Annotated in this window: 11 protein-coding genes and 1 tRNA gene; 7 read left to right on the top strand and 5 right to left on the bottom strand. The window is 67.4% G+C overall.

Annotated elements, in window-relative coordinates; translation table 11 throughout:
- Genes KTR66_RS20795 through KTR66_RS20805 form a run of 3 tightly spaced genes read left to right on the top strand, consistent with a single transcriptional unit; the run spans position 1 to position 3,004 of the window.
- Complete coding sequence (locus KTR66_RS20795) at positions 1 to 1,239, top strand: MFS transporter (protein ID WP_213616024.1); 1,239 nt, start codon at positions 1 to 3, stop codon at positions 1,237 to 1,239.
- Positions 1,236 to 2,129, top strand: coding sequence for a polyphosphate kinase 2 family protein (locus tag KTR66_RS20800; protein WP_213616026.1), 894 nt, complete (start codon positions 1,236 to 1,238; stop codon positions 2,127 to 2,129). The genes KTR66_RS20795 and KTR66_RS20800 overlap by 4 nt, the downstream gene beginning before the upstream one ends.
- Positions 2,126 to 3,004 (top strand): gamma-glutamylcyclotransferase, encoded by an 879-nt coding sequence (locus KTR66_RS20805; protein ID WP_213616027.1) that lies wholly within the window; start codon positions 2,126 to 2,128, stop codon positions 3,002 to 3,004. Before KTR66_RS20800 ends, KTR66_RS20805 begins: the two co-directional genes overlap by 4 nt.
- A 5-nt stretch (positions 3,005 to 3,009) precedes the next feature.
- On the opposite strand, the gene KTR66_RS20810 is transcribed toward KTR66_RS20805, so the two are convergent.
- Positions 3,010 to 3,099: transfer RNA gene (locus tag KTR66_RS20810), tRNA-Ser, on the bottom strand.
- A gap of 583 nt (positions 3,100 to 3,682) precedes the next feature.
- Between KTR66_RS20810 and KTR66_RS25135 the strand changes: the two genes are divergently transcribed.
- Entirely contained in the window at positions 3,683 to 3,811 is a 129-nt protein-coding gene (locus KTR66_RS25135; protein WP_256437638.1) for a hypothetical protein, read from the top strand.
- Between the two features lie 61 nt (positions 3,812 to 3,872).
- Here KTR66_RS25135 and KTR66_RS20815 read toward each other — a convergent pair whose 3' ends face one another.
- Both KTR66_RS20815 and KTR66_RS20820 read right to left on the bottom strand, forming a co-directional pair.
- Entirely contained in the window at positions 3,873 to 6,194 is a 2,322-nt protein-coding gene (locus KTR66_RS20815; RefSeq protein WP_213616028.1) for an AsmA family protein, read from the bottom strand.
- On the bottom strand, positions 6,191 to 7,177 hold the full coding sequence (locus tag KTR66_RS20820) for an RluA family pseudouridine synthase (RefSeq protein ID WP_213616030.1): 987 nt from the start codon (positions 7,175 to 7,177) through the stop codon (positions 6,191 to 6,193). Before KTR66_RS20820 ends, KTR66_RS20815 begins: the two co-directional genes overlap by 4 nt.
- Positions 7,178 to 7,286: 109 nt before the next feature.
- On the opposite strand from KTR66_RS20820, the gene KTR66_RS20825 reads away from it, so the two are divergent.
- The 3 genes from KTR66_RS20825 (at position 7,287) to KTR66_RS20835 (ending at position 11,192) form a co-directional block, all read left to right on the top strand.
- On the top strand, positions 7,287 to 7,826 hold the full coding sequence (locus tag KTR66_RS20825; protein ID WP_213616033.1) for an OmpA family protein: 540 nt from the start codon (positions 7,287 to 7,289) through the stop codon (positions 7,824 to 7,826).
- 367 nt (positions 7,827 to 8,193) lie between these two features.
- Positions 8,194 to 9,483, top strand: a complete 1,290-nt coding sequence (locus KTR66_RS20830; protein ID WP_213616035.1) for a tyrosine-type recombinase/integrase — start codon at positions 8,194 to 8,196, stop codon at positions 9,481 to 9,483.
- Positions 9,484 to 9,719: 236 nt separating this feature from the next.
- Positions 9,720 to 11,192 (top strand): ATP-binding protein, encoded by a 1,473-nt coding sequence (locus tag KTR66_RS20835; protein ID WP_213616037.1) that lies wholly within the window; start codon positions 9,720 to 9,722, stop codon positions 11,190 to 11,192.
- Positions 11,193 to 11,273: 81 nt separating this feature from the next.
- On the opposite strand, the gene dcm is transcribed toward KTR66_RS20835, so the two are convergent.
- Positions 11,274 to 13,538 (bottom strand): DNA (cytosine-5-)-methyltransferase, encoded by a 2,265-nt coding sequence (gene dcm / locus KTR66_RS20840; RefSeq protein ID WP_213616039.1) that lies wholly within the window; start codon positions 13,536 to 13,538, stop codon positions 11,274 to 11,276.
- A 299-nt stretch (positions 13,539 to 13,837) separates the two neighbouring features.
- Positions 13,838 to 14,509, bottom strand: coding sequence for a hypothetical protein (locus KTR66_RS20845; RefSeq protein WP_213616041.1), 672 nt, complete (start codon positions 14,507 to 14,509; stop codon positions 13,838 to 13,840).
- Positions 14,510 to 14,535: the final 26 nt, after the last annotated feature.

The following is a 14,535-nucleotide window of genomic DNA, read 5'->3' on the forward strand; positions in this document are numbered from 1 at the left end:
TTGCACACCTTCCTCCGCGTTACCCTGCCGCTTGCCTTCGTGAATGTGCTGAACCAGGCGAGCCGCGCGATGCTGGCGGTGATCGGTCCGCTGCTGGCGCTCGAATTCTCGCTTTCCGCTTCCGATCTCGGGCTGCTCGCCGCCGTCCTCTTCGTCGCCTATGCGGGGGCGCAATTGCCGGTGGGCGTCGCGCTCGACCGCTATGGTGCCAGACGGGTGCAGACGGCGCTCGCGGCTCTGTCGGGCGTGGCCTTCCTGATCTGCGCCCTGGCCGATGGCGTGGTGATGCTGGGCATCGGCCGCTTCCTGACCGGCATCGGCATCGCGGCCGGGCTGATGGCGATGCTCAAGGCGAACACGCAATGGTTCCCCAGGGCGCGCATCGCGGCGATGACGGGCAGCGGCATCTTCATCGGCGGCCTGGGCGGCATGATGGCGACGCTGCCCCTGCAGGCGATGCTGCCGCTGGTGGGTTGGCGCGGCGGCTTCGCCGTGCTGGCGGTGATGTCCTTCGCCATCGCCGCCTGGATCTGGATCTCCGTCGCGGATGCGCCGCCGGGCCATGCGAAGCCGCCGACGCGCGGCCTGATGAGCGAGGTGAAAGCCTTCGGGCCGATCTTCACCAACCCCTATTTCACCCGCTTCGTGCCGGCCATCATCGTTCTGTCGGGCCTGAACTTCGTCTATCAGGGGCTTTGGGCGGGGCCCTGGTTGCGCGATGTGGCAGGCTTCGATGCGGAGGCACGCGCCGTCGTGCTTTTCGCCTATGCCTGCGGCATGGCCGCCGGCAGCCTGGGCAACGGCCAGGCGGCGAGCTTCTTCCAGGCGCGCGGCCATTCGCCCATGCTCGTGCCCTGCATCGCCATGGGCGTGCAGATCTCGCTCCAGGCCCTGCTGATCTTCCAACCGCCGATGAGCCTCTGGGCGCTCTGCCTCGTCTGGTTCACCTTCGCCTTCTCGGGTTCGGCCGGGCCCATGGGCTATGCCGCGGTGGGCCAGCGGTTCACGGCCGAGTTCGCGGGCCGGGTCGCGACGGCGATCAACGGCTCCATGCTCGTCATGGTCTTCATCCTGCAATACGTGATCGGCGCGATCATCGATCTCTGGCCGCAGACCGCCTCGGGCGGCTGGCACGCCACAGGCTATGCCTGGGCCATGGGCCTTACCCTCGCGCTTCAGGCCTTCACGATCCTCTGGGCCTGGCGCCTGCACGCGTTCCATCGGGGAGCATTGGCATGAACATCGCGGAGCTCGACATCGACGTCGAGAAGATCCTGGCGCGCTACCGCGTCGAAGATGGCAAGGGCTTCCGGTTGAAGAAGCACGATCCGAGCGAGACCGCGGGCCTCAAGCTCGACAAGAAGGATGCGGCCGAGTTGCTGCAATACGGTGTGGACCGGCTGAGCGCCCAGCAGGACATGCTCTACGCGCAGGACCGCTGGTCGGTGCTCTGCCTCTTCCAGGCGATGGATGCGGCGGGCAAGGATGGCACGATCAAGCACGTCTTCTCCGGCCTCAACCCGCAGGGCTGCCATGTGGTGAGCTTCAAGCAGCCGGGCCCGGTCGAGCTCGACCACGACTTTCTCTGGCGCCATGTGACCGCCCTGCCGACGCGCGGGCAGATCGGCATTCATAACCGCAGCTGGTACGAGGAGGTCCTGGTGGCGCGCGTCCACCCGCGCGTTCTGGCCGCCGAGAAGCTGCCCGATGCGCTGGTGACGAAGCACATCTGGGACGAGCGGCTGGAGGACATCGCGGGGTTCGAGCGCTACCTCGCGCGGCAGGGCGTGGTGGTGCTGAAGTTCTTCCTCAACGTCTCCAAGGCCGAGCAGAAGCGCCGCTTCCTAGCGCGTCTCGACGAGCCCGAGAAGAACTGGAAGTTCAGCGCGAGCGATGTGGCCGAGCGCCGCCACTGGGACGCCTACATGGATGCCTATGAGCAGGCGATCCGCGCGACGGCCAAGCCGCATAGCCCCTGGTATGTGGTGCCTGCGGACAACAAGTGGTTCACGCGCCTCATCGTGGTGGCAGCCATGAACCGCGCGCTTTCGCGGCTGAAGCTGCACTACCCGGTGGTGACGGAAGCGCAGCGCGCGGCGCTTGCGGAAGCGCGGGCAGCGCTCGCATGACGCTCTACTTCGGCTACGGCTCCAACCTCGACGCACGGGACTGGAACGCCTTTTGCGAGCGCTGGGGCTTCGTCGGCGCGGAGCTTGTTCCCGTGTCCACCGCGTTGATGCTCGATTGCGAGCTGGCCTTCGACCGTTATGCCGCTTCCCGCAGGGGCGGCGCGCTGAACCTGCGCGACCGGCCTGGCCAGGCCGTGGAGGGCGTCGTGTTCCGCGCGAACCGTGCCGCACTCTATGCACTCGACCGCAAGGAGGGAGCGCCCGCGCATTACCAGCGCCTCGACCGGCATGCCGTGCTTCCCGACGGGCATGTGCTGCCCGTCATGACCTATGCCGGTCCGAGCCAGGGCTATCATGCACCGCATGAGGATTATGTGGGCGTGGTGCGGCGCGGTCAGGCGACGCACGGCATCGCGCATGCGATGATGGAGGCCGTGGCGCGCGATGGCGCACCACCGCTCACCATCCGGCACCTCTTTGTCTACGGCACCTTGATGCTGGGAGAGGCCAACGCGCATCACCTGGACGGGATCGCCCGCACGCCCGGCCTTGTGAGCGGGCGCCTGCATGATTGCGGCGCCTATCCTGCCTTGGGCCTGGAAGAGGGTGAGGTGAAGGGCGAACTGCTCGAGCTGCCGATTGAACGGCTCGCCGGCATGGACGCGCTGGAGGACGCGATGCCTGGCGGGGCGCCGGGCGGGATGTATCGCCGGAGCGTATTGCGCGTACGCACGGCCGCGGGCGTCATCCGCGCCTATGCTTATGTGATGGACGATGCAGCGCGTTTTCCGGTCATCGCTGCCGGGGATTGGCGCAGCGTTGGCCATCGGCAAGCGGCCTGGGCGGAGTACGTGGCGCGCGGCGGGGAGGACTAGGAAACTGGCGGAGAGGGTGGGATTCGAACCCACGGTACGCTTGCACGTACTCCGGTTTTCGAGACCGGCGCGATCGACCACTCTGCCACCTCTCCGGCTGCCGCATTGCGGCGTCCGCCCGTGAGGGCGGTCGTGGCGTCGCCTAATTGCCCCGATGGGCGGCAGGACGCAAGGGGACCCGGTGGCTGGTGCCCGATTTGAACTGAGAACGCGGCAGCGCGTCCCGTACGCGGAACGGAGGCCACCTGCCGGTGGCGCCATGCCTGGGAAGTGGAACGTCCGCGAGGACCTGTCGTAGCCCGATGAGTACAAGCGCTCGACCTCCCAGGCACGACAGAGGGCGTTGCCCAATCGGACGCCGCGCGGAGCGCCACTTTCGGCCCCTGGCTCGGCCGCCCGCTCACCTTGATGGCCGGCATGGTCCTGGCGGTACCCAGCCTGATGAAGGTGATCCAGCCCGACCCACGCGCCGCGGCGGCGGGGGTCTAGACCCGCACCGCACTGACCATTGCGTTTTGCAAGCCGGCCGAAGGTTTCTTGCATTTTGCGACGCATTTGGGGGCAGATGCTGACACAGCGCCCAAAGCTCCGACCATATTTCTTTTATAATCAACGAATTATGCGGATGGCCCAGGCTTTGCTCCTTGAGGATCAGACTACCAACCGAAGGAGCACCCCATGTCCCAGATGACTGAAGCCGCCCGCGGTGACATCGCCCTGACCATCCTCCGCCTCGTCGTCCTCGGCACGGCCAGCACCCTGGTCGGCGTCCTGGCTCACATCGCCTGGCGCGCCCTCAGCCAGTAAGCCCCCCCCATTCGGGCACAACCTTCTCGCCGGGTTCCCCTCCCCAATCCCCCCTGGCGCCTCAACGACCAAGCAATCCCCTGAGCAGGTTGTTGATGGAAGGTTGAGCCTGACCTGGCGGGGCCGGTGCTGCACTCGGCACCGGCCCCTCCCGACCCCCCCGCGCGATCCTCAGCGTCCCCGCGCAATCCGGCATGATCCCCGTGCCGGCCCCCCCACCGGGCGCCCCGAGCAGACTGCCCACCGCCCCCTCGGTCAGGGCAGCGAGTTCAAGGCGTGGCGCCGCCAGCGTTCCCCCGAGCGGGATCGGCGCCCGCACCCGCACCCCGGCCAACCGCAAATCCCCCTGCATGCGGATGGCCAGCGTCTCGTCGCGCAAGCTCATCCCCCCCTCGCCGGCGAGACGTCCCGCGGCCCCATCCAGATAGAAGGCGCTGAAGCGCACAAGGCCGCGGTCCGCTTCACCTCGGAGCGCGAGGCACGTGACGGGCACGCCACCCGCAAAGCCGGGAAGCTGCGCCAGCGCCTGCGCCGGTCCGCCGCTCAGCCGACCCTCCGTCATCGCCAGCCCGAAATGCCCCGTCGCTGTCGCCGCAATGGCCCGCCAGTCGGGGCCCTCACCCCTCAGGTTGACGTCCAGATCCGTGCGGCCAGAGAGCGGGCCAGGCAGGCCGAAGGCACCCAGCAGCGCCGCCGGATCCAGCCCTTGGCCGCCGCCGCTGATCTGTAGTGCAGGCGCGGCGCCTGTCGTATCGGCGGCCAGCGCGAGTGAGAGCCTCCCGCCCGGCAAGCTGGCAGCAAAGGGGTCGAGGCGCGCGCGGCCGGCCTGGTTCACGAAGCGGCCATCAACCTGCCGCACCCGCAACTCCCGCCCGATCACCTCGCCCAGGGCGAAGGTGACATCGGCATCGAAAAGGCGGAGCGCTGCCAGGTCGAGCGGCCGATCAGGAATCACCCGGCCGGATGGCGGCGGTGCCGCCGGCGCCGGTGCCGCGGCGACGGGCGCGTCCGTTGATGGTGGCGCCGGCAGGCGCAGCGCGTTCAGGTCAAGCCGTGTCGAGGTGATGCGCCCCGTGACCGAGGGCCGCGGCGCCCAGCGCCACTCCAGCGCCCCCGCCAGATCCCCGCCGGACGAGCCGAGCGCGAATTCGCCGAGCCGCACCCCCTCGCCGAACATCGGCCCGAGCCCGGTGAAGGCGGCGCTCAGGCTCGCCTCGCGCAGCGGCGGCAAGGCCCGGCCGGCCATGGTCGAGAGCCGCGCCAACTCGGGCACCGATGCCGAAAGCCGCAGCGCGCCGGGCCATTCGCCGATCAGGCTGGCCGCCGCGTCGCCCATCGCGAGGCGAAGCGCCAGCGGCGCCGGCCTCCCCGCGATCAGCGCGGCGGGTCGCGCTTCGGCGGTCAGCGTCACCGCTTCGCCCCGGATGCGCGCTTGCGCCTCCAGTGTGAGCGGTGCGTCCTGGCCGGCCTGGATGAAGCGCGCGCTGGCCAGGGTCACGCCGCCCACCTCGCCGCCCGCGATCTCGCCGTCCAGCCCGGCCAGCCGTGCCGTCCCCCCCGTCACCTCCACCGCCGCGCGCAGGGTGAGGCCGGTCAGCGCCGGCAGCGGGCGCCCGGCCAGCGGGGCGAGCGCATCGAGGCGTGGAACCTCCGCGCGCAACGCCGCGCGCCAATCGCCGCTGGCCTGCCGCCCCTCCGCCGTCAGCCGGAGGCCGGGAAGGGCGGCGGTGAGCTGGAAGGGCCAGGGCGCCGGTCCGTTCCAGGCCGCGGGTGCGCCGAGGCGCCCCTCGATCCGCGCCTCCGTGCCGCGTGCGGTGAGACGCGCCGCGAGGTCGAGCGGTGTGCCAGGGCCGCTGCCGGTCAGGCGCAGCTCGGGCAGGCTCACCGTCTCCCCACTTGCCGTCACCTGCCAGTCGCGGAGCGTCACGGCGCGCAGGTCGAGCTCCATCGGGCGCGCGGGCGCGGTGGCGGGCGCTGGGGCGGTGGGTGCCGGTTCCGCTGCGGGTGGGCGGGCGAAGCGCCAGTTCTCGCGCTCCAACAGGAGTTTTCCGCCCTCCAGGCGCAGATGCGCCAGCTCGATGCGGCCTGAGAGCAATGGCAGAAGCGCGAGGCGCAATTCGGCTTGCGCGATGCGCAGCATCTCAGGCGCGCTGCCGCCGGGCAGGTTCGCGAGCACCAGCCCCTCGGCGGCAAGGGTAGGACTCAGGGCGGGGGCGAGGTGCAGCCGTCCTTCGATGCGGAATTCCCGGCCCGTGGCGCGCTGCACCGCCTCGACCACCCGTGGGCGGAAGGCGTCGGCGTCGAAGAACAGGACAAAGCCCGCGAGGACGAGCAGCGGCAGCGCGAGGATCAGGCCCAGCGCCAGGAGGAGCGCGCGCTTCACGTTCCGCGCCGCGGCGGGCGGGGGGCCGGATTGTCGAACCCGAAGAAGCGCATCGTCTCCTGGAAATGTGCGGGCGGCGCGGCGCTGACCTCGAGCCATCCGCCCTCGGGATGGGGCAGGCGAAGGGCCCGCGCATGCAGGTGCAAGCTGCCGGACAGCCCTTCGAGATGCGCGGCCTGCCCACCATATTTGCCATCACCCAGGATGGGCGTCTTGAGCGCCTCGGCGCAGTGGACCCGCAACTGGTGCGTGCGTCCGGTCTGCGGGCGCAGTTCGAGGAAGGCGGCGCGGTGCTTGGCCGCCTCCAGGACCTGGTAGTCGGTCACCGCGCGCATCCCGGCATCGCCCTTTTCGGCGGGCGCGGTGCGCTCGCCGCCGCGGCCCTGCGCCTGCGCGCCCACGAGGCGCATCAGCGGCATGGTGATGCGGCCGAGCGCGATCTGCGGCTCGCCCACCACCACGGCCCAATAGGTCTTCTCCATGTCCCGCCCACGGAACGCCTTGGCCAGATGGGCGGCGGCGGAGACAGAGCGCGCCACCACCAGGACGCCCGATGTGTCACGGTCGAGCCGGTGGACCAGGCGCGGCTTCTCCCCCTCCGTCGCGAAGGCTTCCAGCATTCCGTCCAGATGCTTCTTGATGCCTGGCCCGCCCTGTACGGCGAGGCCGGGCGGCTTGTTGAGCACGATCAGGCTGGCATCCCGATACAGCACCATGGCGTGCATCTCGGCCACTGCGGCGTCCGTGAGCGGCCGCGGCTCGGCCTTGGGCGCGGGGGCGGTTGGCATCGGCGGCACCCGCAGTTCCTGGCCGGCGAGGAGGCGGGTGTTCGCCTCGGCCCGCTTGCCGTCCACACGGATCTGCCCGGTGCGCAGCATCTTCTGCAACGCGCCTTGCGTAAGGGCGGGAAAGCGCCGCTTGAGCCAGCGGTCGAGGCGGGTGTCGTCTTCCGCCAGGGGGACTTTGAGTGTGGTGATGGACATCGCTGCCCTCTAGCAGGTTTCCAAGGCCATGGGGTGCCCGCCCCTTGCACCGATGCGGAAGGCGGTTCCATGCTGACGGCATACATGGAAGGCAAAAAGGAGAAGCACCATGCAACGCCGTTTTCTCGTCACCGCGCTGCCCGCCGTTCTCGCGGCGCCGCTGCTCGCCGGCTGCGTGTCCGAGCAGCGCTACAACCAGCTGCAGACCGCCTATAACCAGCTGCAGGCGCGCTATACCGCCGATGAGGCGACGATCCAGCTGCTGGAAGGCCGGCTGAAGGTCACGATGACCGACCGCATCCTCTTCTCCTCCGGCGGCTATCACATCGATCGTCGCGCCCAGGAGGCCCTGGGCAAGATGATCCCGACGCTGCAGGGCCTGCAGAACACGCGCATCATCGTGGAAGGCTACACCGACACGACGCCGGTGGGCGCCGAGCTCCGCCGCCAGGGCATCACCACCAACCTCGACCTCTCCTCGCGCCGCGCCGACACGGTGGCCGACAGCCTGATCCGTCAGGGCGCGCCGCGGAACCTGGTCTCGGCCGATGGCCGTGGCGAGGCGAACCCGATCGCCTCCAACGACACGCCGGCCGGGCGCGCGCAGAACCGCCGGATCGAGATCACGCTGGTCGGCCCCGGGACCTGATCCGGACCGATCGTCGGACGGCCGTTTCCGGGAGGGGGCGGCCGTTCGCGTTTCTGCGGGTGGGAAGAGGCTGGTGCCGACTCGGGGAATCGAACCCCGGACCTACTGATTACGAATCGGTTTCCTTGCTTCCCATATATCTGCATTATGCAGACTTTCTCCCCTGTTTTTTGCCATCCAAACCACTCAAAAGATTTGGGAAAGTCTGCCTTTTAGGTCTGGATGTCTGTATGCCAGGGAAAGCCTTATGTGGCCTGATTTGACAACATCTGTTGTCTGGCCCGTTGTCTGAAACCCATGGATGTTGTCTAAGACGTCTATGGGAGCCTTCAGAGAACCTTTGTCGTATCGGGAATTGGCGGAGGCCATGGACCGACCCTTCACGGGTCAGGAGGACATCTTCGTTGGTGGGGTGTCAGGCCTCTCGGTCCGCAGGGGTGCGAAGGGGGCTTCTTGGGTTCTGCGCGGCCGTATCAAAGGGGCGACCACGGTTCGGACATGGACGCTTGCTGGATATGATGACCTGAACCTTCGGGAAGCCCGTGAGCGTGCTGCTGCTGCGCTTCAGATGGCTCGTGACGGCACTGACCCAGCGCCGTGGTTGTCTGGTCTATCGGGTGCGAATTCCAGGAAGCCTAAGGCTCCTCCTGTGGAGGTTCGGAAGCCTGTCCCGTATCGGGAAGCCTTGGAATCCTTTTTGAAAGAGAAGGCGCAGACCACGGTCGAGGCGACTGTGAGGAGCTACAAAAGTGACCTCATGCACTCGGATGTGGTGTCGGCATTCCAGACCATGGATGACATCACAGTTGATGGGCTTCAGGGGGTCGTGGATAGTCTGACGAAGCGGGGGAAGCGGACCCAAGCCATCAATGTGCGGCGGAACCTGCTCACTCTCCTGAGGTGGGCGGCGACGGTTCCGAGCATCAGGTTTTCCCGTGACCGCATTGCGACCCTTGAGGAAGAGACTGCGGTCGGACAGGTCTCAAAGAAGATGGCCAGGAACCAAAAGGCCGAGCGTTTGCCATCCCTTGAAGCAATGTCGGAGTTCCTATGGAAGCTCGATGCGGCATCCGCGCCCGTGCACATGAAGCTCGGTCTCGTGATGCTCGCCTTGACAGGCCAACGCATCAAAACCCTTCGCGAAGCCGAGGCGGGATGGTTCAAAGATGGTCATTGGGAAATCCCTGGTCGCGCTATGAAGAGCGGACGGGACCACGCCATTCCGCTTGGGCCTTTTGGGTTGGCCGTGTCTGAGGCGCTCGTGAAATCAGCGCCCACCGACCCGAGCGGCAAGGGTCTTCTGTTCCCAGGTCGCCACATCGAGACCCAGGATGACGATGAGGAACCAACGGCCAAGGCGATGACATATCGTCCGTTCAACGAACTCTGCCATGAAGCTCTTGGTGACAGCCTGCACCCGCTCAGGCACGCATTTGCGACATACGGCGAAGCTCGCCTTGGCTTAGAAAGGCTAACTCTCCAGGCCCTGATGGACCACAGCGAACGCAGTGTGTTTGAGAGGGCCTATGCTCACGGCAAGAGAACAGAACTCATGCGTTCTGCCCTTGTCTCCTGGGAAATTTGGTTCTTGAACATCTCACGACGAGAAGAACATCTCCCCCGTTTTCTGCCAGACCTGCCTGTCCCCAGACTGTGAGAAGGCCCTCCGAGCCCGGCATGTTCGACTGGCTTCATTCAACACCGGGGCGTCCCGGTCACACATGAAACTGGACGCTTGTCGTCCGCGTGCGCTACTCAATCGCCATGACCTTCGTTTTGCGAACACGCATAGCCTGAGCTCGACGGCGCGCCCGTGCTCTCCGCCTTGCGGAAATACAGCACAGGCCGCCGACTGACCAACTCACGCTTGCCGCTTCGGAAGGTTATGCCGCCATGGCCAACAGGCCCAAGGCCGTCTTCGTTAATCCCGACGACAGTGCCGCTACCAGTGAGCAAATTGAAGAACTCGCGGCCGAGCGCGAGGAAATCAGCCGAGACATCGCCGTGCGCGTAGCTCGGGTTATGCTCAATTCCGCGTTGATGACGGAAGTGTGCGAACTCGGTGAACTCGACGGGCTGAGCCTCGTAATGCTGCCCTCGATGGAATGGGCGAGGCCCGTCCGCGATGCCATCAAACTGGGGGCACGGGGCGGCAAGGGTCCGACGACGGTTCGAGCGGGACAGCCCGCGCCTTTGCGTGCCGAGCCTGGCTGGGCTTTCGTTGAAATCTCTGGCCGCGTTGGCTGCGAAGCACCTGCTCGCATTGCCATCGCGCTGTCGCAGGGCCTGTCTGTTGTCGCCGTCGCAGCGGCGGCTGACCGTGAGCGGCTACCGCTTGGCCTTGAAGGCGCTGCTGACCGCGTGCTCGTCCTGCAGCCCCCGTCCTGGGTCGGTCTCGCCGCAGCGGCGATGGAGGGCAGGCAAATCGAACGCGTCGACTGGAACTCGGTTCGGCACGACGAGGCTCTGCTGGACGGGCTGACCCCGTCCATTCTCGGCATGTGTTATCGCCACGGGCAGCGCGTACAGGCGTTCTGCTCCCGCCTTGCCAGCGCGCTCAAGTTCGCCGCGAAACGCAAGCTCGCTTCCAGCGGTCCTCGTGGGCTGGCCCGAGTTCCTGGCCTTTCTCCTGCGGTGAACGACTGGGTGCACAGCCTCGTCCGCGACTTCGCGGATTATCGGGAGGGGCGAATTGGGTGGGCTGAGGTTGACCGTGGTGCGGTCATCGCTGGCCCGCCTGGCTGCGGGAAAACGACGTTGGCCCGTGCCATGGCCGAAGAGATGGGTGTCCCGCTCATCCTCGGCTCCCAGGCGCAGTGGCAGTCCTGTGGGCACCAGGGGGATATGCTCAAGGCGATGCGCGGCACCTTCGCTGAGGCCCGACAAGCCGCGCCGTGCCTGCTGTTCCTTGACGAACTCGATGCCTTCTCTGACCGCCGTAAGCTGAGCGGGGATAACGCCGAGTATTGTCGCCAGGTGACCAATGCGCTGCTCGCGGAACTCGATGGGGCGGTCGGTCGAGACGGGGTGGTCGTGATTGGCGCGTGCAACCATGCCGACCTGCTCGAACCCGCTTTGACCCGCCCAGGGCGGCTTGAACGTGTGCTGGCCCTGGGACCGCCCGACCGCGACGTAATGGAAGCTGTGCTGCGTGTTCATCTCGGCGGTGAGCTCAAGCACGAAGCGCTCGCTGATGTCGCGGTGCTCGCACACGGGATGACGGGTGCTGAAGCGGAGGCAGCCGTGCGTGACGCGAAGCGGGCGGCACGCGTCCTGGGGCGACCTCTGCGACGCGGTGACCTGCTCTTGGCCATTTGCGAAGCGCGAGGAATTGAGCTCGTTGCACATGCGGCGCTAATTCACTGACCGTCATGCGACATGATGGCCAAAGCGAACTATGTCAGTTCGACAAGCCTTCTGGCAGCTCTTACGAAGGACCTGAATTGCCTATCCTGAAAGTGGGAGCGGCGGACCCGTTCCCTTCATGAGCAAGAGTTCCGCCCTCGCACGACGATGAGCGTCTCGGATGCCCAGAGGGGCGACCGAGAACCCGTGCTGAGCGGCGAGTGCCCGGACTTCGGGGCGGTCATCATAGGTCACCAGCACTCGCCCCCGCACACGAGCCAGGCTGGAAAGCATGGCGGCGTGGTCGAGGTCGTGATGCTCGTACAGCCTGGCCCCTGGACCACCCGCGAAAGAGTATGGCGGGTCCACGAAGAACGACACCCGCCCGTCATCGCGGAACTCGTGGATGGTCTGCATCGCGTCCCCGCGAAGCAAGATGCGGCTGCGGTGTCGGCGGATGGCGTGGAGGCGCTCGACCATGGTGCCCACGCGCCAGTGCCGGTGAAGTTCCTCATCCCTGGCCAGGCCTCCCCGAACGATGCCCCCGTAATGGAACCGCGAAGCGAGAAGGCGACGGGCCGCCACCACATCAGGGGCCTGGTCACCATCCGTGCGGGCGACGAAATCCGCCCACCACGCTCGGCTCGGCTTGGCTTCCTCAAGCCTGTCCACCAAGCCACGGAACTCCGAGGACGTGCCTGCCGAGACAACCTGCCAGAGGCAGCGCAGTCCGTGGTCGCGTTCTGCCAGCACGATGCGGTCGGTCGCACCCGTGAGCAGGGCGCGCACGGACACGGCCGCGCTACCCGCGAAGGGTTCAACGAGGCACGTCGTTGCTCCGAGCAGGGACACCAGCCGCGACGCGACCTTGGCCTTGCCACCAGGACACCGGACAGGAGTCGAAGCGACACCGATGCGCCCGCGTGCGCCCGCACCACGCCGTGACGGCGCTGCCCGTCGCCCCCCACTGCGGATGCCCCGCCTGGGTTCGGGAACATAACGCGGGAGCGGGGGCAGGCCGCGAGAGGACAGGTCTCGGTCGACGGCGGCGAGCAGGAACTCGGCCATGCCGACATTTGCGTCCGCCGCCAAGGCAGAGATGCGCTGATGCGCCTCGGGCACCAGGCCGACTTCGAGGCGCGTCGTCCGACGCTTCATCGGCCGATTGGCCGTCGAGCCACCTCGGGTGTCCTTGCGGGCACGCTGCACGGGAGCGCGCCGCGACTGGACCGAAGCCGAGACCGCCGCACGGGCCAGGGGGGCGAGCAGGTGCTGGGCGAGATGCTCGTACACAGGCACCACCACCGCGTCGCCCGTGAGTTCCCTGGTCCTGATGTTCGCAGGCAGCACATAGGTGTCGGGCAGGCCCGTCAGCCTCGCCCGCTCTCGCGACGTGAAGGGCCGCACGCGGAAGCCCTCATCATCCACGACTACGAGTTGCTGCGCCTCGTGTCCTTCCGACGCGAGAAGGCACCGTGCCACGCCGTCGAAAGCAACCTGCTGACGCAGCATCGGCGCGCCGCTCGCATCGTTGCGCCGCTTCTGCAGCGTGACCCCAACCCGAACCCCAGCCTGGCGCGCGGCTTCGATGGCGGCGTGGTCCTGGGGCTGCATGCGGGCCTTGATTTCCTCAAGCCGCAAGGGAGCAACCCAACGCGGGTCGGCGGGCGCGTCCTCCATGAGGTCGGTGAGAGTGGGGGGATGAGAAGGCGGGGCGGGCAGCGTCCACCACCGCCATGCCGCACGCACCGCAATAGGCAGTGCCGCATGAGCCTTCTTTAGGGGAGCGGTGTGCCAGCGCGCCACGGGACCGCTGCGGGCGAGAGACCTGGGAACTGCGACGTCTCGGCGCACCGCCACGAGAAAGAGCCGCAGTCGGTTTTGCGGCAGAAACTGGCGGGCATTCATGAGCAGGGCACCGACGACGTACCCATGCGAGACGAGCGAGGTGCAGAGCGCCGCGAAATCGCGCCCGTCATCCACGGAAAGCAGTCCCGGGACATTCTCGAACGCGAGAACCTTGGGAGCGCGCCCCAGTCCACGGAGTTCATCGACCAGGCGAAGGACGTGGAATGCGACCACGCCGCGCTCCCCGTCACCGAAGCCACGACGCTCTCCCTGGATGCTGTGGTCCTGGCATGGGGACGAGGCGGTGATGAGTTCGACGTGCGGAAGTTCGTGCCCCCGAACCTGCTCAATCGGCCTGGGGTCGAAACGCACCTCGGGGCAGTTCGCACGGTACGACTTCGCCTTGTGCCGGCAGAAGTCGTTCGCGTAGGCCGTGGTGAACCCAGCCCGCGACATCGCGATATGGACACTGCCGCCGCCAGCGAACAGTTCCGCGAAGGGAATGCCAGCCGTTTCCATCACCAGCCTCGCTTGCAGCTGGCCGCACGCCCGCCCAGAGCGCGGCGATGAGAAGCCAGGTTGGCGCGGGCACGGGCCGTGCGAACACGGCACGCGGCGCGACGGGCGTGGGGACGTTGAAAAATGGACGGAGAAGGGGCGCTGCTCGCTTCGCGCGAGATGATGTCGCTCGCCATGATGATGGTGGTCCTGCCAGGAGGGATGTCCGCGAGGGGCCGTTGGCCCAGGACCGCTCCTCCAAGGCTGGAGGAGCGGTCATCGCGGTATCGAGCGGGGCAGGAAGGGCAGGGCGCGCACGGTCAGCGGCCCATCCGGTTGCGGGGGCGGTGGAACGTCACGGGGACGTTTTCTTCCCAAACGAACGCGCCGTGGGCGGGATGTGTGCCGTTCAAGGCCTGTAGTTCGGATTGGTAGCCCTTCACGGTCGCCTCAACGCTCGGGACCTCGCCGTTGGACGATTGGCGGTCAAACTCCGCACCGAGGGCCTGCGCCACGGCCGCCGAGATGCGGTGCTCCCGCACCGAAGCGGCCACACCGTAGGTAAGGCTGGAGATGGCCAGGGCGACCCGCATACCAGGACGGATGGCTTCGCGGACTTCCGCCCACTGGTTACCCAGGAACAGGCCGCGCGCCAGGGGAATGGCGATGATGACGGGCTGGGGCTGCGTGCCGGACAGCTTCATCACGAGCTTGCCCACGTCATTGGACACGCCCATCAGGCAGAGCATGAGAGCGGTCGCGTGCTGCCCCAGCGGGCGGATGCCGATGGACAGGGGGCTGCCGTAGGCGTGACCGGCTTGGCGAGCGGACAGGCTTTCAAGGGCCATGTTGTGCACGAGACCGTCACGCGCCGTGAACGTCGTGCGGCTGGTCAATTGCGGCGAAATCGCAATGGACGCGGGAAGGGGCAGGCACTCGCGAAGCGGGGCGAAGCAATCGCGGTTGTGTTGGTCGATATGGGGAAGACGCATCTTCAGAGTTCCTTCGCATTTGGAAC

Origin of the sequence: Roseococcus sp. SDR (genome assembly GCF_019083995.1) — a bacterium.
Classification (GTDB): domain Bacteria; phylum Pseudomonadota; class Alphaproteobacteria; order Acetobacterales; family Acetobacteraceae; genus Roseococcus.

Coding starts and splice junctions, on each gene's coding strand:
- KTR66_RS20800 (WP_213616026.1), top strand. CDS start 1,236: ATGAACATCGCGGAGCTCGACATCGACGTCGAGAAGATCCTGGCGCGC.
- KTR66_RS20805 (WP_213616027.1), top strand. CDS start 2,126: ATGACGCTCTACTTCGGCTACGGCTCCAACCTCGACGCACGGGACTGG.
- KTR66_RS25135 (WP_256437638.1), top strand. CDS start 3,683: ATGTCCCAGATGACTGAAGCCGCCCGCGGTGACATCGCCCTGACCATC.
- KTR66_RS20820 (WP_213616030.1), bottom strand. CDS start 7,177: ATGTCCATCACCACACTCAAAGTCCCCCTGGCGGAAGACGACACCCGC.
- KTR66_RS20825 (WP_213616033.1), top strand. CDS start 7,287: ATGCAACGCCGTTTTCTCGTCACCGCGCTGCCCGCCGTTCTCGCGGCG.
- KTR66_RS20830 (WP_213616035.1), top strand. CDS start 8,194: ATGGACCGACCCTTCACGGGTCAGGAGGACATCTTCGTTGGTGGGGTG.
- KTR66_RS20835 (WP_213616037.1), top strand. CDS start 9,720: ATGGCCAACAGGCCCAAGGCCGTCTTCGTTAATCCCGACGACAGTGCC.
- dcm (WP_213616039.1), bottom strand. CDS start 13,538: ATGGAAACGGCTGGCATTCCCTTCGCGGAACTGTTCGCTGGCGGCGGC.
- KTR66_RS20845 (WP_213616041.1), bottom strand. CDS start 14,509: ATGCGTCTTCCCCATATCGACCAACACAACCGCGATTGCTTCGCCCCG.